Below are 17,160 nucleotides of genomic sequence, written 5' to 3' on the forward strand. Positions count from 1 at the left end.
TGCGCTTTTTCATCGATATGACTCTGTTTAATCTCCACTCCATCGACTTACAGCATTCACCGATGGAGGCTACATCCCATGTCCCGCGTTCTGATCATCGAAAGCAGTGCCCGCCAGCAAGACTCGGTATCCCGTCAACTGACCCAGACCTTCATCGAGCAGTGGCAGGCCGCACATCCGGCCGACTCGATCAGCGTCCGCGACTTGGCGAGCCAGCCGGTCCCGCACCTGGATGCCAACCTGCTGGGTGGCTGGATGAAACCTGCCGAGCAGCGCACTGACAGCGAACAGGCTTCGCTGGAACGCTCCAACCTGCTGACCGACGAACTGTTGGCCGCCGATGTCCTGGTAATGGCCGCGCCGATGTACAACTTCGCGATCCCCAGCACCCTCAAGGCCTGGCTCGACCACGTGCTGCGTGCCGGGGTTACCTTCAAGTACACCGCCACCGGCCCGCAAGGCTTGCTCAGCGGCAAGCGCGCCTATGTGCTGACCGCTCGCGGCGGGATCTACGCTGGCAGCAACAGCGATCACCAGGAACCCTACCTGCGTCAGGTCATGGCCTTCATCGGTATCCACGACGTCACTTTTATTCATGCCGAAGGCATGAACCTGGGTGGCGACTTCCAGGCCAAGGGCCTGGACCAGGCTAACGCCAAGCTGGCCAAAGTGGCTTGATATGTTAATCGCCAGATAATCGCTGGATGGTCTAGTGAGCTGGCGTACCCCTTCAAGGTTGCATGCGCATCGAACCTCCCTTTGCACTTGTTGCTCCTGAGTGCTCCCGCCCGATTGCACGCTTTAGCGAGATCGGGCTTTTTTTTGCCTGGAATTTGCCGGCTGGCCAGCGTGTACCAGCTGTGCAAGCCGGTTTGTCCCACAAGGTTTGTGTTGGTTGGGTGTTCGCGATCAGGTCCAAAACCCGTTATCGTCGCCGCCATTGAAAAATGAGGCGAACATGGGCTATCTACTTTTTGTCACGCTGATCCAGGCGTTTTCCTTCAGCTTGATCGGCGAATACCTGGCCGGTCACGTCGACAGCTACTTTGCGGTGCTGGTGCGGGTGGTCCTGGCCGGGCTGGTGTTCATTCCGCTGACCCGCTGGCGCTCGGTGGAACCGGCGTTCATGCGCGGGATGCTGGTGATCGGCGCCTTGCAGTTCGGCGTGACCTACGTCTGCCTGTACCTGAGCTTTCGTGTGCTGACGGTGCCGGAAGTGCTTCTGTTCACTATCCTTACTCCCCTGCACGTGACCTTGATCGAAGACGCGCTGAACCGCCGCTTCAACCCCTGGGCGCTGGTGGCAGCGCTGGTGGCGGTGCTGGGTGCCGCGGTGATCCGCTACGACCGCATCAGCCCGGACTTCCTCATGGGCTTCCTGCTGCTGCAACTGGCCAACTTCACCTACGCCGCGGGGCAGGTGATGTACAAGCACCTGGTGGCGCGGCACCCCAGTGACCTGCCGCATTACCGACGTTTTGGCTATTTCTACCTGGGCGCCTTGCTGGTGGTGTTGCCCGCGTTCCTGATGTTCGGCAAAAGCAACTTCCTGCCCGAAGCCCCGCTGCAATGGGCCGTGCTGCTGTTTCTTGGGCTGGTGTCGACGGCGCTGGGCCTGTACTGGTGGAACAAGGGCGCCTGCCTGGTCAACGGCGGGACCCTGGCGGTAATGAACAACCTGCACGTGCCGGTGGGCTTGCTGCTCAACCTGCTGATCTGGAACCAGCACGAAGAACTGGGACGGCTGCTGTTGGGCGGGTTGGTGATACTGGCGGCGGTGTGGATCAGCCGGTTGGGCATTCGCCAACCGGCCACCGCCACCGCCACCTGAGGTTGGGCATTTACCCGCGCTGTTGTTCCTGCGGCGTGATGTGACTGGCCCCCAGCACCGCCGGCAAGATCCCGGCCCGCAGGTCGTTGCCGCTCGGTTGCTGGTACAGGCTCAGGCCAAACTCCGGCAGCACCGCCAACAGGTAGTCGAAGATGTCGCCTTGGATGCGCTCGTAGTCGGCCCAGGCGGTGGTGCTGGTAAAGCAATAGATTTCCAGCGGCACGCCCTGGGCAGTGGTCTGCATCTGGCGGACCATGCAGGTCATGTTCGGCTGGATCTGCGCATGGCTCTTCAGATAGGCCAGCGCGTAGGCGCGGAAAGTGCCGATGTTGGTCATCCGTCGGCGGTTGGCGGACATCGCCGCGACGTTGCCCTGGGCCTCGTTCCAGGCCTTGAGTTCGGCCTGTTTGCGCGTCATGTAGTCGGTGAGTAGGTGGATACGGGTCAAGCGCTGTTCTTCATCATCGGTAATGAAACGCACACCGCTGGCATCGATGAACAGGCTGCGCTTGATCCGCCGCCCCCCGGAGGCCTGCATGCCGCGCCAGTTCTTGAATGACTCGGACATCAGGCGCCAGGTCGGGATCGAGACGATGGTCTTGTCGAAGTTCTGCACCTTGACCGTGTGCAGGGTGATGTCCACCACATCGCCATCGGCGCCCACCTGGGGCATTTCGATCCAGTCGCCGACCCGCAGCATGTCGTTGCTGGTCAGTTGCACGCTGGCGACGAACGACAGCAGGGTGTCCTTGTAGACCAACAAGATCACCGCCGACATGGCGCCCAGGCCCGACAGCAGGAGTAATGGCGAGCGGTCGATCAGGGTCGCGACGATGATGATCGCACCGAACACGAACAGCACCATCTTCGCCAGTTGCACATACCCTTTGATCGAGCGGGTCCGGGCGTGCTCGGTGCGCGCGTAGATGTCCAGCAGGGCGTTTAGCAGGGCGCTGATGGCCAGCACCAGGAACAGGATGGTGAACGCCAGGGCCACGTTGTCGAGAAAATTGCGGGTGATCTTGTTCAGTTCGGGGATCAGGTTGAGGCCGAACTGAACCACCAGCGACGGGGTCATCTGGGCCAGGCGGTGGAACACCTTGTTGTTGAGCAAGTCATTGAGCCAATGCATGGCCGGCTGCCGGCCGAGCAACTTGACGGCGTGCAGGATCAGGTAGCGCGCCACTCGTCCGACGACCAGCGCCACCGCCAGCAACATCAGCAATGCCAGGCCGGAGTACACGCGCGGGTGTTGCTCCAGCGCGGTCCAGAGTTCTTGGGTATTGAGCCAGAGCTGTTTGAGATCCATAAGCTAAAACGATTCTTCTGTAGGTCAGGACGGGGTCGATTAGAGCATTTAAGCGGAGTCGGGTTCGGTTTTACGACAAATCAGCTAATAAAATACCCACTGTTTGCGACCGTTTGCATAAAGAAACTCGGCCTGAGCGCTCGAAACCGTTACCCTATGCAGCTGATTTTTTGTATTTCTTCGAGGTAGCACCCGTGTTTTCCCAATTCGCCCTGCACGAACGCCTGCTCAAAGCCGTGGCCGAGCTTAAATTTGTCGAGCCAACGCCTGTGCAGGCAGCGGCTATCCCGCTCGCGCTGCAAGGGCGTGACCTGCGGGTGACGGCGCAAACCGGTAGCGGCAAGACCGCTGCATTTGTCCTGCCGATCCTCAACCGCTTGATCGGCCCGGCGAAAGTCCGTGTCAGCATCAAGACTCTGATCCTGTTGCCGACCCGTGAGCTGGCCCAGCAGACCCTGAAGGAAGTGGAACGCTTTTCGCAGTTCACCTTCATCAAGTCCGGCCTGATCACCGGCGGTGAAGACTTCAAGGTCCAGGCCGCCATGCTGCGCAAGGTGCCGGACATCCTGATCGGTACGCCGGGGCGGATGATCGAGCAACTGAACGCCGGCAACCTCGACTTGAAAGAAGTTGAAGTGCTGGTGCTCGACGAAGCCGACCGTATGCTCGACATGGGTTTCTCCGAAGACGTCCAGCGCCTGGTCGACGAGTGCACCAACCGTCAGCAGACCATGCTGTTCTCCGCCACCACCGGCGGTTCGGGTCTGCGCGAGATGATCGCCAAGGTGCTGAACAACCCTGAGCACCTGCAGCTCAATGCGGTCAGCCAGCTGAATGCGACCACTCGCCAGCAAATCATCACCGCTGACCACAACCAGCACAAAGAACAGATCGTCAACTGGCTGCTGGCCAACGAGACCTACCAGAAGGCCATCGTCTTCACCAACACCCGGGCAATGGCCGACCGTATCTACGGCCGCCTGGTGGCGCAGGAGTACAAGGCGTTTGTCTTGCACGGTGAGAAAGACCAGAAGGACCGCAAGCTGGCGATCGACCGTCTGAAGCAGGGCGGGGTGAAGATCCTGGTGGCTACCGACGTAGCCGCTCGCGGCCTGGACGTGGACGGCCTGGACCTGGTGATCAACTTCGACATGCCACGCAGCGGCGACGAATACGTGCACCGTATCGGTCGTACCGGGCGTGCCGGTAACGATGGCCTGGCGATCTCGCTGATCTGCCACGGCGACTGGAACCTGATGTCGAGCATTGAGCGCTACCTCAAGCAGAGCTTCGAGCGCCGCACCATCAAGGAAGTCAAAGGCACCTACGGCGGACCGAAAAAGGTCAAGGCTTCGGGCAAGGCCGTTGGCGTGAAGAAGAAAAAGACTGACGCCAAGGGTGACAAGAAGAAGTCAGCCGCCAAGGCACCAACCAAGCGCAAGATCGCCAACCGACCGAAGACCGACGCCCTGTCGCTGGTCAGCAAGGACGGCATGGCCCCGCTCAAGCGCCGCAAGCCAGAAGCTCCAGCGGCGGAATAACGTGCTGCGCTGAGACGATAAAAACCCGGACCGGGCGCTCTGGTGTAGGAGCGAGCCTGCTCGCGATGAACTTGAGAGCGCCGCGTGGTGACTGAAACCCCGCGTTATCGTTCACGTCCATCGCGAGCAGGCTCGCTCCCACAGGGGCTGGCCGTATCTCCCTGACTGATCAGCCTCAGAATCTGCCCCGCGATCAACCGTCGGCCTTCTTCTCTGCGCTATCCAGTTCCTTGAGCCGCTGGTCAATCAACTGGCACTTGTCCGGTAGGTCCGCGGCAGCGGTGCCCAGGTCCATTTTCTGCAACTCGTCGTTGATTTCCTTGGCCTTGGTCGGGTTCTGCTCGGTGAGCGTGGCCACGCGCTGGGCCAGTTGCTCACGCTTGGCCGTGGCTTCTTCCGGGGTGCAGGCCCAGGCGGGCAGGGCGCTGCACAGTGTGGCGACAAGGGTCAATTTCAGCAGGCTGTTCATCGGGTGGGCCTCCGGTGCCGTTCTTGGGTACCCGGTTGAGGGCCGGCCTCGGGGAAAAGTTCAGCCGGTTGTCATGAGTGGCAGCAACTGGCGCCAGCCGTCTCCTCGTAGCGGTCGTGATGGCGCACCCATTCCATGATCTGCTCTTCATTACGTCCCTTGGGCGTCAGGTCCAGGTAGTTGTAGGCACCCACCAGCAAGTCCAGGCCGCGGGCGTAGGTGGAGTAGGTATGGAAAATCTCGCCGGTTTCGTTGCGATAAAACACACTGAGGCCGGGGAGTTCTTCTTCGGCGCTGTCGGACTTTTCGTAGTTGTAGGTCGCAGTGCCGGCCGCCAGCTCTTCCGCGCGGGCCGAGACGCCGAAGTCGTAGTTGAAATCGCAACCTTCTGACGACAGCCAGTCGAACTTCCAGTCCATGCGCTGTTTGAAGGCCTGCAACTGCGCCAGCGGTGCGTGGGACACCGCCACCAGGGCCACGTCATGGTGAGACAGGTGCTGGTTGGCGCCGTCAATGTGGTCCGCGAGGAAGGAGCAGCCCGGGCAACCTTCGTCCCAGCCGTCGCCATACATGAAGTGGTAGATGAGCAGTTGGCTGCGACCGCCAAACAGGTCGGCCAGGCCCAGTTCCCCCGTTGCGCCCTGGAAGCGATAACCCTTGTCGATTTTCACCCAGGGCAGGGCGCGGCGCTCGGCGCTGAGCTTGTCCCGTTCGCGGGTGAAGGCTTTTTCGTGTGCCAGGTGTTGGCGGCGGGCAGCCAGCCATTGCTCCCGGGACACCACCGGGTGATCGTGAATGTGCATGCTGTGTTCTCCTGCCTGCTGAGGTGAAAGTCGATCCGCGCTGCGCGGTTGCACCGTCCTGCATCATCTAGTCGTCTGGTCGCGCAAGATTCGACATACCGTCGGTCGGGAGTGGCAAAAATCCCGGCTGAACGGCTACCGATCGCACCGGTCACAACCTATGCAGACCCTCTCACTTGCAGTTTTGGAGGTTGAATCAGGATGACGACTTATAACTGGGACTTGATCGAACGGCTGTTGCACGAAGTGCAGAATAGCGCTGGCCACAGCTTTACCCCGCGCCCCTACGCCGAACAGCACGCCGCAGCCAAGGCAGCCGAAGGTGAGTCGACCGGCAATCTGGACGAGTTGAAGGTGACGGCCACCGAGTATGAAAAGCTGCTGCTGGACCGTGGCTTCATCGAATCGCGCCCTGAGGATCAGGGTGGTAATGGTGAAAACTTCATCCTGACACCCCGCGGTTCAAGCTTGCTGAGCCTGCTCGACAGTAGCATCCCGGGCAACGAGCACCCTCGCCAAGTGCTGGATGAGCAGGCTGATGGGCTGGATCCGCTGACCTTTGATGAAGTGGCGGGCAAGGCGCAGATCGCCTGACCGGCTAGCGGTCACAGGGTCATGGCTGCGCTCAGGCTTTGAGGCATTTCAGGGCTTTCAAGTCGCTGCGCAGCTTTTCAATCTTTTGCACCAGGTGCTGGCGTTGCTCGGCTGTGCTTTGGTCCATGAGGTCGACGAGCAGGCTGCGGGCCTGGGCTTCGGTGTCGCTGAAGGCCTGGCGGTAGGCGGGGGTCCACAGGCTTTCGCGGTCCACCAGCAGGGTTTCGATCCGCGGGGCAAAATCGGCGCTCTGGCGTTGCGCCATGGCGGCGCTGAACTGCGCTTGCCAATGGGCGCGGTTGGCGATCCATTGCTGGTTCTGCTCACCGAGCGCGGTGGACCAGGCCACCACGCGTGCTTTCTGCGCTTGATTGAGAGGCCCTAGCCAGTCGCTCAGGCGCTTGTCCATGCGTGCGCCGCGTTGACGGATTTGCTGGGCCAGCGGTGGCTTGAGGTATTTGTCCTGGCGTTCACGCAAGTCTTTGGCGAAGGCCTGGTTCATCTCCTTGACCTGTTGATCACTCATGCCCTGCAACAGCTCAACCGCCGAGGGGGTGATTTGCCGGGCGGTCAGGGCGATTGCCTGCCTGGCTTCCAGGGTGCGGCTTTGCAACGCGCTGTCGCTGACCTGGTTGCTGGCGACCATCTGCTGCAGCTGGCCCAGCCATTCGAGGTAACCCGGCATCTGGGTCGAGCAGTGCCAGCTTAGCGTTTGCTTGAGGCGTGTGCCGAGCCAGTCCTTCTGCTGGCTGTTCATGTCCAGGTAGTCGTCGAGCGTCCAGGGAATCAGCACGTCGAGGTTGCGATAGGCCAGGTCCACACGGTTGCAGGCCGTCAGTGCCAGGCACAGGCTCAGGAGCAGACTCAGGTGGTGCAACCAGCGCGTCATGGGCCAATCCTTGCGAAGGTGTTGTCCTGGTATCTGAACGCGTAAACCGGGTGGCAGTTCAGCCCTTCAATAGAACGAGCGTTCAGCCTTGAAGGTGAGCAGGCCGTCGCATTGGCTGTTGTGCCCGGAATAGGCGCTGCACCCGTTGCCATTGAGGTTTGAATCACTGTAGATCAGGTTCAGGTCGATGCCCAACCACGGTCGCGAAAGCTTGACCGACCAGTCGTTGAAGGTGGAGATGTAACCGCCGTCGGCGATCGACACCGGGCTGTTTAGCCGGTGGCTGGTGTACTTGAGGCTGAGCCCGATGCCGAAGGGTTCGTTACCACTGAGATTGGCGAACAGCGTGCTATTGCGTCGGTCGGGATCGTTGCTGAAGGCGGCGCCGAAGCGGCTGCCGAGCAGGGTCAGGCCGCCGAAAAACTCCTGGCTGTCGAGGGTGTCCAGTTGCGGGTAGCTGTAGTGGATCATGCCCACTTCATAGCCCAGAGTCTCGTCGAAGGGGTGTTTGAAGCCCAGGTAGGAGTCGACCTCCAGGTTGCTGGATGGCGACAGGCCCATACTCGGCGCCCACTGGCCGACATACCAGCCGCTGTCATGGCTCAGGTCCAGGCCGCCATGGAAGGACCCGCTGCTGGACGGCTTGACCAGGCCCTGGGCCATGCTGCGGCTCGGGCTGGTGCCTAGCTTGAGGTCGTAGTCACCGAGTTCGCGCTGGAATATCTGCGCGTCGGCGTGCATGCAAGCCAGCAGGCTGATCAGGAAAATCGTCGGTTTGAACATACGTGGGAGGTTACGGGTACTGCGGGGAGTGTTCCAGTCCTAGCGCTTCGATAGCCAAAGCGCTTAGGGACCAGGGTAACGCGCGGGGGTATTACTTTTTGCCCAGGGTGATCTGCTTGGATGGGCCGAATGTCTGGCCGCTGACGCCTTTGGCAATTTGCTGGATCTCGCCACCGGACTTGAGGAAAGCAGCAATCTGGTCGTTGATCGATTCGCTGGTTTCAACGGCTGGAGCTGGCTTTGCTTTGCTGTTGGATGCTTTTACGCGCATGGCGGCCATTAACCTGTAGAAAATTAACTTGGCCAGGCATCGTACAGGAAATACTTGACAATTGCTTGGTAAATATCCTCTGGAATAACCAGGGGGAAAGCTTGGTCAATACCAAGTTGCAGTTGTAAATATTCCCCTAAGCCACTGTTTTAAATAACAACCTGGGTGTGCAAGAAGGTCAGTCTGGCACCTTGTCAGGCGTGACGGAGGGTTAACTGGCCTGACGAGCGGGGTCGAGCGGCCAGGCCAAACCCAGGAAAATCGCACCTTGCAGCGGAAAATTCACAGCCGGTCCTGCGGCCACCCAACGGCGGCGGCAAAAACGGGTAGAATGCCGCCCACGCAATGAGGGTATTGGAAATGGCTTTAGTCGGGCGCTACAACAGTTTGCAAGTGGTTAAACACACTAACTTCGGTTTATATCTGGACGGCGGCGCGGATGGCGAAATCCTGTTGCCCAATCGTTATATTCCAAAAGATATTCCCAGCGAAGATGAAGACTGGCTCAACGTATTTGTTTATCTGGACAGCGATGACAAACTCATTGCCACCACAGAAAAACCGAAAGTTCAGGTCGGTGAATTTGCCAGCCTGAAAGTGGTTGAGGTCAACAGCATCGGCGTGTTTCTCGACTGGGGCCTGCCCAAGGACCTGCTGCTGCCGTATTCCGAAGAAAAACGCCAGATGACCGCCGGTGAATACTGCGTGGTGCATGTCTATCTTGACAAGCACACCCGTCGTATCACCGCGACCGCGCGCCTGGACCGCTACCTGGACAAAACCCCGGCCAACTACACGCCCGGCCAGGAAGTTGACCTGCTGGTGGCCGAAGCGACCGACATGGGCTTCAAGGCGATCATCAACAACAAGCACTGGGGCCTGATCCACAAGAACGAAATCTTCAAGTTCATGCGCGCCGGCAAGGAAGAGAAGGGTTTCATCAAGGAAGTGCGGGCCGACGGCAAGATCAGCCTGAGCCTGCAGCCGGTCGGAGAAGAGGCCGCCACCAGCCTGAACTCGAAGATCCTCGCCAAGTTGCGTGACAACAACGGCACCTTGCCGGTCAGCGACAAGAGCGACCCGGCACTGATCAGCAGCCTGTTCGGTGTCAGCAAGGGCAACTTCAAGAAGGCCATCGGCGCGCTCTACAAGAACGGCCAGATCGTCATTCACCCGGACCGCATTGAACTGAGCTGACCCTCAAGCTGGGTGATGGCTTGATGATGTAGGAGCGAGCTCGCTCGCGATGAACTCAAATATTGCGCGAAGTTTCAGGAAGTATTGCGTATTCGTTGACGACCATCGCGAGCAAGCTCGCTCCTACATGTCTCCATGGGTTCATCGCACCATTGGTTTTTGAGTAACTGCCATGTCCTCGACCCTGTGTGAGGTTGCCTGATGATTGTCACTCGGCGCAGCGTCGATGGCTTTGCCCTGCAAGTGATGTTTGGCCTGTGCCTGGTGTGGGGCATCCAGCAGGTGATGATCAAGTGGGCGGCGGCGGACATCGCGCCGGTGATGCAGGCGGCCGGTCGCTCGGGGATCTCGGCGTTGCTGGTGGGGTTGCTGATCTGCTGGAAAGGCGGCTGGAATCAGGTCAGTGCGACCTGGCGTGGCGGCTTGCTGGCCGGCAGCCTGTTCGGCCTGGAGTTCCTGTTCATTTCCGAAGGCCTGCAACTGACCACCGCGGCGCACATGTCGGTGTTCCTCTACACCGCGCCGATCTTCACCGCGCTGGGCGTGCACTGGCTATTGCCCAGCGAGCGCTTGCGGGCGGTGCAATGGCTGGGGATCCTGCTGGCCTTCATCGGGATCGGCGTGGCGTTTGCCGCAGGCGTGTCCTGGGACAACCTGGACCGGCGCATGCTGCTGGGCGATGCGCTGGGCGTATTGGCCGGTGCCGCCTGGGGGGCGACCACGGTGGTGGTGCGGGCTTCGCGCCTGTCGGAAGCGCCAGTGACCCTGACCCTGTTCTATCAGTTGATCGTCGGCTTTGTCGGCCTGTTGCTGATCGCCATACTCAGCGGCCAGGTGACCCACGTACACCTGAGCGCCGTGGCGGTCACCAGCGTGCTGTTCCAGGGGTTGGTGGTGTCGTTCTGCAGTTACCTGATCTGGTTCTGGTTGTTGCGCCGCTATCTGGCCGCCAACCTGGCGGTGTTTTCGTTCATGACGCCGCTGTTCGGTGTCACGTTCGGCGTGCTGTTGCTCGGCGAACAACTAACCCTCAACTTTGTCATCGGCGCAGTGCTGGTGTTGCTGGGCATCACCTTTGTCAGCGCCGAACAGTGGGTTCGCCGTCGTTTGCGCAAAGCCCTTGGGCAACACTGACCGGGCGCAAGTTGATTTGGATCAATTCGGTAACAGATCTTTGCGTACTGAGGCGAGCATTGCGTAGGAGTTCGGACTACTATCTGTATGAAGCGTTTACAGAACCCGGTCGCTGGGCATTACCCTGAAGGGGGGCACCATGAAAGAGAAATTGCAAAACTGGCTCCATGACCTCGGTGTCGCGCTAGGTTTGATCGAACCACCTCTGCAACCCGTGCCTATTCGCACTGACGACGAACAACGCCGCCGCCAACCGCGCCGCCGGTAAAGCGCATGTTGTCGTAGCAGCTGCCGCAGGCTGCGTCCGCCTGCGCAGCGGGCGTAATCACTATGTCGCAGATCCTCCATCTGCGGCCCATTTTCCGCCGCTCGAAAACCTCCACTTTCTTCTGATTTACTTTTCCCCAGACGAAAAAAAACGGATGCAGCGACCGACGCTGCACCCGCCGAAGAAAGGTGTACGGCGTCTGGCCTGGGGTCAGATCGCGTTGGCCAGGGAGGCCGGGCGACGGGACGCCAGGCTGACCACGATGAAGCTCACCAGGCCGACCGCCAGGCTGTAGTAGATCGGCGTATTGGCATCCAGGCCATCCTTGAACATGAACACCAGGGCGGTGACGAAGCCCAGGCCCATGCTGGCGATGGCACCGGCGGTGGTCGCGCGTTTCCAGAAAATTGCCCCGATCAGCGGTACCAGCATGCCGCCCACCAACAGGTTGTAGGCCAGGGTCAGGGCGCTGATCACGTCGTTCACCACCAGGGCGATGCCCAGTACGGCAATCCCGGTCAGTGCGGTGAACAGGCGGTTGATTCTCAGGCTCGACTGTTTGCCACCACGCAGTTTCGGCAGCAGGTCTTCGGTCAGGGTCGTGGCGGCGGCAAGCAGGCCGGCGCTGGCGGTGGACATCATGGCAGCCAGGGCTGCGGCAATCACCAGGCCACGGATACCGTCAGGCAGCGACAGTTTGACGATGGCGGCGAAGGCGTTGTTGACGTTGTCCAGGTCCGGAATCAGCACGTGTGCCGCCATGCCGATCAGGGCGCAGGCCAGGCCGTAGAGAATGCAATAGAACCCGGCGAATGTACCGGCGTACTGAGCCACTTTGGCGGTGCGCACGGTGAACACCCGTTGCCAGATATCCTGGCCGATCAGGATGCCGAAGAAGTAGATCATGAAGTAGGTGATGATGGTGTCCCAACCGATGGTCGTGAAGCTGAAGTTCGACGCCGGCAGTTTCAACACCAGTTCGTCCCAGCCGCCGACGCGGTACAGGCAGATCGGCAGCAGGATGAACATCAGGCCCACGGTCTTGATCACGAACTGGACGATGTCGGTCAGGGTCAGCGACCACATGCCGCCGATGGCCGAGTAAATCACCACCACGCCACCACCCAGCAGTACCGAGATCCAGAACGGCAGGCCGAACAGCACTTGCAGCACAGTGCCGATCGCCAGGATCGAGGTCACGCCGATCATCAGCGCATACGCCAGCATGATGATCGCGCTCGCGGAGCGGGCCATCGGGTTGTAGCGTTTTTCCAGGACCTGGGTCACGGTGTAGATCTTCAGCTTGAGCAGCGGTTTGGCGAGGAACAGGTTCAGCGCCACGATCCCGCAGCCCAGTGCGGCGCACAGCCAGAAACCGGAGATGCCATGCACGTAGCCCAGGCGCACGGTGCCCACGGTGGACGCGCCGCCCAGGACGGTGGCGGCCATGGTGCCCATGTACAGGCTCGGGCCGAGGTTGCGGCCGGCGACCAGGAAGTCCTCGTTGGTCTTGGCTTTGCGCATGCCGTAGTAGCCGAGTATCAGCATCGCGGCGGCGTAGATGAGTACGACGAATAAATCTAAAGCCATGATGGCGTGTCTCCGATTGTCTTTTTTATGGTGAGGCAATAATCAATCTGTCGGCGCAAGGGAGTGCGTTAGCCAGGCGGTTTGGCGCATGACCGGTGTAACCCGCAACGCCATGCCCTTGCGGCATGGCGGATAAGTGTTCGTTGCAGGCCAGCCAATGGCCTTTGGTTGCTGGCGAAACACGATGGTTTCGCCCGCCTGGCTAATGCGTTGCTCCAGGCCCCGCGACCGGTTCAGGCCAAGGCTGTCATCCGGTCGGCGCCAGCCTTGAGCAACTGATCCTGTGGGGACCCTCAGCGGTGGGTCACACCCGGCAGTACGCAGAGCATTTCGTACAGCAGGTTGGCGCCCAGCAGCGAGGTGTTGCCGGTGGTGTCGTACGGCGGCGAGACTTCTACCAGGTCGCAGCCAATCAGGTCGAGACCCTGGCAGCCACGGACGATTTCAATCGCCTGGATGGTGGTCAGGCCACCGATTTCCGGGGTGCCGGTGCCAGGGGCCCAGGCCGGATCGATGCCATCGATGTCGAAGCTCAGGTACACCGGGCCACCGCCGACTTTCTCGCGCACTTCAGCCATCAGCGGCGCCAGGGATTTGTGCCAGCACTCTTCGGCCTGGACCACACGGAACCCCTGTTTGCGGCTCCAGTTGAAGTCTTCCGCGGTATAGCCCTGGGCGCGCAGGCCGATCTGCACCACACGGTCGCAGTCCAGCAGGCCTTCTTCGACGGCGCGGCGGAAGGTGGTGCCATGGGCGATCTTCTCGCCGAACATGTGATCGTTGACATCGGCGTGGGCATCGATGTGCACCAGGCCGACCTTGCCGTGCTTCTTGTGGATGGCCCGCAGGATCGGCAGGGTGATGGTGTGGTCGCCACCGAGGGTCAGCGGGATCACGTCGTGTTCGAGGATCTCGTCGTAGGACTCTTCGATGATGCGCACGGCATCCAGCAGGTTGAAGGTGTTGATCGCCACGTCACCGATGTCGGCAACCGACAGCGAGTCGAACGGCGCGGCACCGGTGGCCATGTTGTACGGGCGGATCATCACCGATTCAGCGCGGATCTCCCGGGGCCCGAAGCGGGTGCCGGCGCGCAGCGAGGTGCCGATGTCCAGCGGGATGCCAATGAAGGCAGCGTCCAGGCCGGCAGCGGTTTGCAAGTGGGGGAGTCGCATCATGGTGGCGATGCCGCCGAAGCGCGGCATTTCGTTGCCGCCCAGTGGTTGGTGAAGAATTTTGTCCACGGGTATGGCCTCATCGTCTTTGTTTTATTTATGGGGTTGCGCAGCGCATCGGGAATGCACGGGCACCTGTTGGGCGGATTCTGCGAAATGTAGTTGCGTAGAAGAATCGCTACCGGCAAATACTTAGTTCAGATTTTTCTAAACTAATGCTGACGGGGGCGATAGACTTCGCAGCCGAACGCAGGCTGCACCAGCTGCTACAGGGACTGTGTCGCGACGTCACTCGGAGCTCTGCCATGGCCAACGCTTTACCCGACCTGAAACTATTGCGCATCTTCGTCAGCGTGGTCCGTCATCAGGGGTTCGCCAATGCCCAGCACGAGCTCAACCTGTCGACCTCGGCCATCAGCACCTACATGAGCCAGCTCGAAGCCGCGTTGGGCCTGGTGCTCTGCCATCGTGGGCGGGGCGGGTTCAGCCTGACCAGCAAGGGCGAGCTGTTTCACCAGGAGACCTTGCGCCTGCTCGGCGAGCTCGAAGGCTTCGAGCAATACGCCGCCGCGCTCAAGGGCGAGTTGCGCGGTACGCTCAACCTGGGGGTGATCGACTCCACCGTCAGCGACAAGGCCTTGCCGTTCGCCGAAGCCATCGGCGCCTACACCCTGGAGCACCCGGCGGTGCATTTGCACCTGTCGGTAATGAGCCCCTACGAATTGCAACTCGGGGTGCAGGACAACCGCCTGGACCTGGCCATCGGCGCGTTCTCGACCCGCATGAGCGGCCTGGTCTACATGCCGCTCTATCGTGAGCAGCACTGGTTGTATTGCAGCAACCGCCACCCGTTGTTCACCGAGCGGCGCATACCCGAACAGTTGATTACCCAGCAACGCATGGTCGGACGTGGCTACTGGAGCCAGGCCGAGCTGGCCCGCCACGGCTTCAAGCACAGCGCCGCGACCGTGGACAGTATGGAGGCGCAGTTGATTCTGGTGCTGTCCGGCGCCTACATCGGCTACCTGCCCGAGCACTACGCCCAGGCCTGGGCCGACAAGGGCGATCTGCGGGTGTTGCTGCCGGCCACCTTCGGCTACCAGGCGCCGTTTTCGATGATTGTGCGGCGTGGCCGCAGTCGCGAACCGCTGATCCAGACCTTCCGTGACTTGCTTAAAGCCCAACTGAATCAGGCCTGAAGACCATGTCCAGAATTCAATGTCCGCGCTGCCTGCGCCCGCAAACCCATTGCCTGTGCCCGCTGATCCCCAGCCTCGACAGCCGCACCCGGGTGCTGCTGCTGCAGCATCCCAGCGAGGTCAACCACGCCTTGAACACCGCGCGGCTGGCGGCGTTGGGCTTGAACAATGCGCAATTGGTGGTCGGTGAGGTGTTCGAGGATTTGCCGGCGCTGTTGAATCAGCCGGGGTATCGGGCGCGGTTGCTGTTCCCCGGTGACGATGCGCAGCCGATGCAGGCTTATGCCACGACAGACGAACCGTTGCTGCTGGTCGTCCCGGACGGCACCTGGCGCAAGGCGCGCAAGATGCTGCACCTCAATCCGCTGCTGGCGGCGTTGCCGAGGGTGACGCTGGCCGAGGGCGGTGTGTCTCGCTATCGGCTGCGCAAGGCGCCGGGACCGGGGGCGTTGTCGACGGTGGAGGCGATTGTGCAGGCGCTGGAAACCCTCGAAGCGCCGGCGACGTTTGCGCCGTTGTTGAAGCCGTTTGAAGCATTGATCGAGGGGCAGATTGCGGCGATGGGGGAGGAGGTTTTTCAACGCAACCATGGGCCGAAATAGTTGTTGTTTGTGCGGGCCCCATCGCGGGCAAGTCGAATCGTCGCACCGCCGCCCCCACAGGTTCAGTGGTGTTCGCAGATTTTGTGTACACAACGGACACTGTGGGAGCGAGCTTGCTCGCGATGGCGTCGGGTCAGTCGCCGCTACCTTTCCCGCATCGCCTCGGTCCGCGCTTTCAACACCGGTTTAAGCAAGTAATCCAGCACCGTTTTCTCCCCGGTAATGATGTCCACCGTCGCCACCATCCCCGGGATGATCAGCAGTGGTTTAACGTCCCCGCCCAAATGGTTTTTGTCGGTGCGCACCTGGATCAGGTAGAAGCTGTTGCCCTTGTCGTCGGTGATGGTGTCGGCGCCGATCAGTTCTAGCTTGGCGCTCAGCCCGCCGTAGATGGTGTAGTCGTAGGCGCTGAACTTGACCATGGCTTTCTGTCCTGGATGCAGGAAGGCCACGTCCTGCGGGCGGACCTTGGCCTCGATCAGCAGGTTGTCTTCCAGGGGCACGATTTCCAGCATGTCGCTGCCGGGCTGGACCACGCCGCCGATGGTGTTGACCTTGAGCACCTTGATGATCCCGTGCACCGGCGAGACCACGGTGGTGCGGGTGACCCGATCGTCGATGGCGATGCTGGTGGCGGTGATTTTCGACAGCTCGGTGCGCTTCTCGTTGAGCTCCTTGGCCGCGTCCGAGCGAAAGCTCTGTACCGATTCGTCGAGCTTGCTCTTGATCTCGTCGATGGCTGACTCGGCGCGGGGAATGGCCAGGGTGGTGGCGTTCAGCGAGCCACGAATTTCCACTGCGCTGCGTTTGAGCCGCAGGATCTCCACCGGCGACACCGCGCCGGTGCCGACCAGCGGCGCAGACATATTCATTTCCTGGTTGAGCAGTGCCAGGCTCGAACTGTATTGCCCCTGCTTGGAGCGAAACTCCGCCAGCTCCTGGGTTTTTTGCCGAAGTTGCTCGCTGAGGGTCCGCTGTTCGCTGGCCAGGCGCCGTTGCCGTTGTTCGAACAGCGAGCGTTCGTCTTCGGCGACTTGCGGGGCCTTGGCGATCACCTCGGGGGAGAGTTTGAACGGCCGCCCCTCGGCTTCGGCGGACAGACGTTCGACCTGGGCGGTCAAGGCATACCGATCGGCCTCGCTTTCGCCCTTGTTCGACAGGAACCGCGTGTCATCGAGGCGTAGCAACGTGTCGCCCTTGTTCACCATTTGGCCTTCACGCACGAAGATCTCGGTGACAATCCCGCCTTCGAGGTTCTGGATCACCTGCACTTTGCTCGAGGGAATCGCCTTGCCTTCGCCCATGGTGACTTCCTGCAGCACCGCGAACCTGGCCCAGACCACGGCGCTGATGATCAGCGCGGCGGCGAGCCACACGGTGACCCGCGACCAGCGCGGCGAATCCTGCAGCGAGGCGCTGGCGGTTTCCGGCATGAACTCGCTTTCGGCACTTTTGCCAAAACTGCCAAAGTAGCCGCGATCACCTGTAGGCCCGGACATGTGCCA

At 60.9% G+C, this 17,160-nt stretch carries 18 protein-coding genes; 9 read left to right on the forward strand and 9 right to left on the reverse strand.

The features are described 5' to 3' along the window. The first annotated feature begins 78 nt into the window (after nt 1-78). Together QMK50_RS21065 and QMK50_RS21070 are read left to right on the forward strand one after the other, a co-directional pair. The gene (locus QMK50_RS21065; protein ID WP_095170916.1) at nt 79-678 is read left to right on the forward strand and encodes an FMN-dependent NADH-azoreductase; all 600 of its coding nucleotides are present in this window, start codon (nt 79-81) and stop codon (nt 676-678) included. 280 nt (nt 679-958) lie between these two features. Then, nucleotides 959-1,831: a carboxylate/amino acid/amine transporter gene (locus QMK50_RS21070; RefSeq protein WP_320333876.1), complete on the forward strand. Its 873-nt coding sequence runs from the start codon at nt 959-961 to the stop codon at nt 1,829-1,831. A gap of 10 nt (nt 1,832-1,841) precedes the next feature. Here QMK50_RS21070 and QMK50_RS21075 read toward each other — a convergent pair whose 3' ends face one another. Continuing rightward, the gene (locus QMK50_RS21075) at nt 1,842-3,140 is read right to left on the reverse strand and encodes a mechanosensitive ion channel family protein (protein ID WP_095170920.1); all 1,299 of its coding nucleotides are present in this window, start codon (nt 3,138-3,140) and stop codon (nt 1,842-1,844) included. A 194-nt stretch (nt 3,141-3,334) separates the two neighbouring features. On the opposite strand from QMK50_RS21075, the gene QMK50_RS21080 reads away from it, so the two are divergent. Next, on the forward strand, nt 3,335-4,681 hold the full coding sequence (locus tag QMK50_RS21080) for a DEAD/DEAH box helicase (protein WP_095080400.1): 1,347 nt from the start codon (nt 3,335-3,337) through the stop codon (nt 4,679-4,681). 193 nt (nt 4,682-4,874) lie between these two features. Here the strand turns inward: QMK50_RS21080 and QMK50_RS21085 are convergent, their stop codons facing one another. Together QMK50_RS21085 and QMK50_RS21090 are read right to left on the reverse strand one after the other, a co-directional pair. Beyond that, nucleotides 4,875-5,150 carry a hypothetical protein gene (locus QMK50_RS21085; protein WP_095170923.1) on the reverse strand — a complete coding sequence of 92 codons (276 nt, stop codon included), beginning with the start codon at nt 5,148-5,150 and terminating at the stop codon, nt 4,875-4,877. Between the two features lie 71 nt (nt 5,151-5,221). Further along, complete coding sequence (locus QMK50_RS21090; protein ID WP_320333877.1) at nt 5,222-5,953, reverse strand: thioredoxin family protein; 732 nt, start codon at nt 5,951-5,953, stop codon at nt 5,222-5,224. Nucleotides 5,954-6,154: 201 nt separating this feature from the next. Between QMK50_RS21090 and QMK50_RS21095 the strand changes: the two genes are divergently transcribed. Then, entirely contained in the window at nt 6,155-6,547 is a 393-nt protein-coding gene (locus QMK50_RS21095; RefSeq protein ID WP_095170926.1) for a transcriptional regulator, read from the forward strand. Nucleotides 6,548-6,578: 31 nt separating this feature from the next. On the opposite strand, the gene QMK50_RS21100 is transcribed toward QMK50_RS21095, so the two are convergent. The 3 genes from QMK50_RS21100 to QMK50_RS21110 form a co-directional block, all read right to left on the reverse strand. After that, the gene (locus QMK50_RS21100; RefSeq protein ID WP_095170928.1) at nt 6,579-7,436 is read right to left on the reverse strand and encodes a DUF6279 family lipoprotein; all 858 of its coding nucleotides are present in this window, start codon (nt 7,434-7,436) and stop codon (nt 6,579-6,581) included. Between the two features lie 66 nt (nt 7,437-7,502). After that, nucleotides 7,503-8,219, reverse strand: a complete 717-nt coding sequence (locus tag QMK50_RS21105) for a TorF family putative porin (protein ID WP_320333878.1) — start codon at nt 8,217-8,219, stop codon at nt 7,503-7,505. 91 nt (nt 8,220-8,310) lie between these two features. Further along, on the reverse strand, nt 8,311-8,499 hold the full coding sequence (locus QMK50_RS21110; RefSeq protein WP_030131898.1) for a hypothetical protein: 189 nt from the start codon (nt 8,497-8,499) through the stop codon (nt 8,311-8,313). A gap of 351 nt (nt 8,500-8,850) precedes the next feature. On the opposite strand from QMK50_RS21110, the gene QMK50_RS21115 reads away from it, so the two are divergent. The 3 genes from QMK50_RS21115 to QMK50_RS21125 all read left to right on the forward strand — a co-directional run bounded on the left by QMK50_RS21115 (nt 8,851) and on the right by QMK50_RS21125 (nt 11,089). Next, nucleotides 8,851-9,687, forward strand: coding sequence for a S1 RNA-binding domain-containing protein (locus QMK50_RS21115; RefSeq protein ID WP_095170932.1), 837 nt, complete (start codon nt 8,851-8,853; stop codon nt 9,685-9,687). A gap of 201 nt (nt 9,688-9,888) precedes the next feature. After that, nucleotides 9,889-10,821 carry a DMT family transporter gene (locus tag QMK50_RS21120; protein ID WP_320333879.1) on the forward strand — a complete coding sequence of 311 codons (933 nt, stop codon included), beginning with the start codon at nt 9,889-9,891 and terminating at the stop codon, nt 10,819-10,821. 139 nt (nt 10,822-10,960) lie between these two features. Next, a complete protein-coding gene (locus tag QMK50_RS21125; RefSeq protein WP_256562504.1) occupies nt 10,961-11,089 on the forward strand; it encodes a PA1414 family protein in 129 nt (42 codons plus the stop codon). Nucleotides 11,090-11,299: 210 nt separating this feature from the next. Here QMK50_RS21125 and QMK50_RS21130 read toward each other — a convergent pair whose 3' ends face one another. Further along, entirely contained in the window at nt 11,300-12,679 is a 1,380-nt protein-coding gene (locus QMK50_RS21130) for a sodium:solute symporter (protein ID WP_095170936.1), read from the reverse strand. Between the two features lie 293 nt (nt 12,680-12,972). After that, the gene (speB, locus tag QMK50_RS21135; RefSeq protein ID WP_159994318.1) at nt 12,973-13,923 is read right to left on the reverse strand and encodes an agmatinase; all 951 of its coding nucleotides are present in this window, start codon (nt 13,921-13,923) and stop codon (nt 12,973-12,975) included. A gap of 236 nt (nt 13,924-14,159) precedes the next feature. Between speB and QMK50_RS21140 the strand changes: the two genes are divergently transcribed. After that, nucleotides 14,160-15,053: a LysR family transcriptional regulator gene (locus QMK50_RS21140; RefSeq protein ID WP_095170940.1), complete on the forward strand. Its 894-nt coding sequence runs from the start codon at nt 14,160-14,162 to the stop codon at nt 15,051-15,053. Nucleotides 15,054-15,058: 5 nt separating this feature from the next. Then, a complete protein-coding gene (locus QMK50_RS21145; protein ID WP_320333880.1) occupies nt 15,059-15,655 on the forward strand; it encodes a tRNA-uridine aminocarboxypropyltransferase in 597 nt (198 codons plus the stop codon). Nucleotides 15,656-15,798: 143 nt separating this feature from the next. Here QMK50_RS21145 and QMK50_RS21150 read toward each other — a convergent pair whose 3' ends face one another. Beyond that, nucleotides 15,799-17,154, reverse strand: coding sequence for an HlyD family type I secretion periplasmic adaptor subunit (locus QMK50_RS21150; protein WP_159994322.1), 1,356 nt, complete (start codon nt 17,152-17,154; stop codon nt 15,799-15,801). Nucleotides 17,155-17,160: the final 6 nt, after the last annotated feature.

The organism is Pseudomonas sp. P5_152, assembly GCF_033989915.1.
Lineage (GTDB): Bacteria > Pseudomonadota > Gammaproteobacteria > Pseudomonadales > Pseudomonadaceae > Aquipseudomonas.

Excerpts from the sequence above, each read along its gene's own strand:
- QMK50_RS21065 (WP_095170916.1), top strand. The coding sequence starts at position 79 with ATGTCCCGCGTTCTGATCATCGAAAGCAGTGCCCGCCAGCAAGACTCG.
- QMK50_RS21070 (WP_320333876.1), top strand. The coding sequence starts at position 959 with ATGGGCTATCTACTTTTTGTCACGCTGATCCAGGCGTTTTCCTTCAGC.
- QMK50_RS21075 (WP_095170920.1), bottom strand. The coding sequence starts at position 3,140 with ATGGATCTCAAACAGCTCTGGCTCAATACCCAAGAACTCTGGACCGCG.
- QMK50_RS21085 (WP_095170923.1), bottom strand. The coding sequence starts at position 5,150 with ATGAACAGCCTGCTGAAATTGACCCTTGTCGCCACACTGTGCAGCGCC.
- QMK50_RS21090 (WP_320333877.1), bottom strand. The coding sequence starts at position 5,953 with ATGCACATTCACGATCACCCGGTGGTGTCCCGGGAGCAATGGCTGGCT.
- QMK50_RS21095 (WP_095170926.1), top strand. The coding sequence starts at position 6,155 with ATGACGACTTATAACTGGGACTTGATCGAACGGCTGTTGCACGAAGTG.
- QMK50_RS21100 (WP_095170928.1), bottom strand. The coding sequence starts at position 7,436 with ATGACGCGCTGGTTGCACCACCTGAGTCTGCTCCTGAGCCTGTGCCTG.
- QMK50_RS21105 (WP_320333878.1), bottom strand. The coding sequence starts at position 8,219 with ATGTTCAAACCGACGATTTTCCTGATCAGCCTGCTGGCTTGCATGCAC.
- QMK50_RS21110 (WP_030131898.1), bottom strand. The coding sequence starts at position 8,499 with ATGGCCGCCATGCGCGTAAAAGCATCCAACAGCAAAGCAAAGCCAGCT.
- QMK50_RS21115 (WP_095170932.1), top strand. The coding sequence starts at position 8,851 with ATGGCTTTAGTCGGGCGCTACAACAGTTTGCAAGTGGTTAAACACACT.
- QMK50_RS21120 (WP_320333879.1), top strand. The coding sequence starts at position 9,889 with ATGATTGTCACTCGGCGCAGCGTCGATGGCTTTGCCCTGCAAGTGATG.
- QMK50_RS21125 (WP_256562504.1), top strand. The coding sequence starts at position 10,961 with ATGAAAGAGAAATTGCAAAACTGGCTCCATGACCTCGGTGTCGCGCTA.
- QMK50_RS21130 (WP_095170936.1), bottom strand. The coding sequence starts at position 12,679 with ATGGCTTTAGATTTATTCGTCGTACTCATCTACGCCGCCGCGATGCTG.
- QMK50_RS21140 (WP_095170940.1), top strand. The coding sequence starts at position 14,160 with ATGGCCAACGCTTTACCCGACCTGAAACTATTGCGCATCTTCGTCAGC.
- QMK50_RS21145 (WP_320333880.1), top strand. The coding sequence starts at position 15,059 with ATGTCCAGAATTCAATGTCCGCGCTGCCTGCGCCCGCAAACCCATTGC.
- QMK50_RS21150 (WP_159994322.1), bottom strand. The coding sequence starts at position 17,154 with ATGTCCGGGCCTACAGGTGATCGCGGCTACTTTGGCAGTTTTGGCAAA.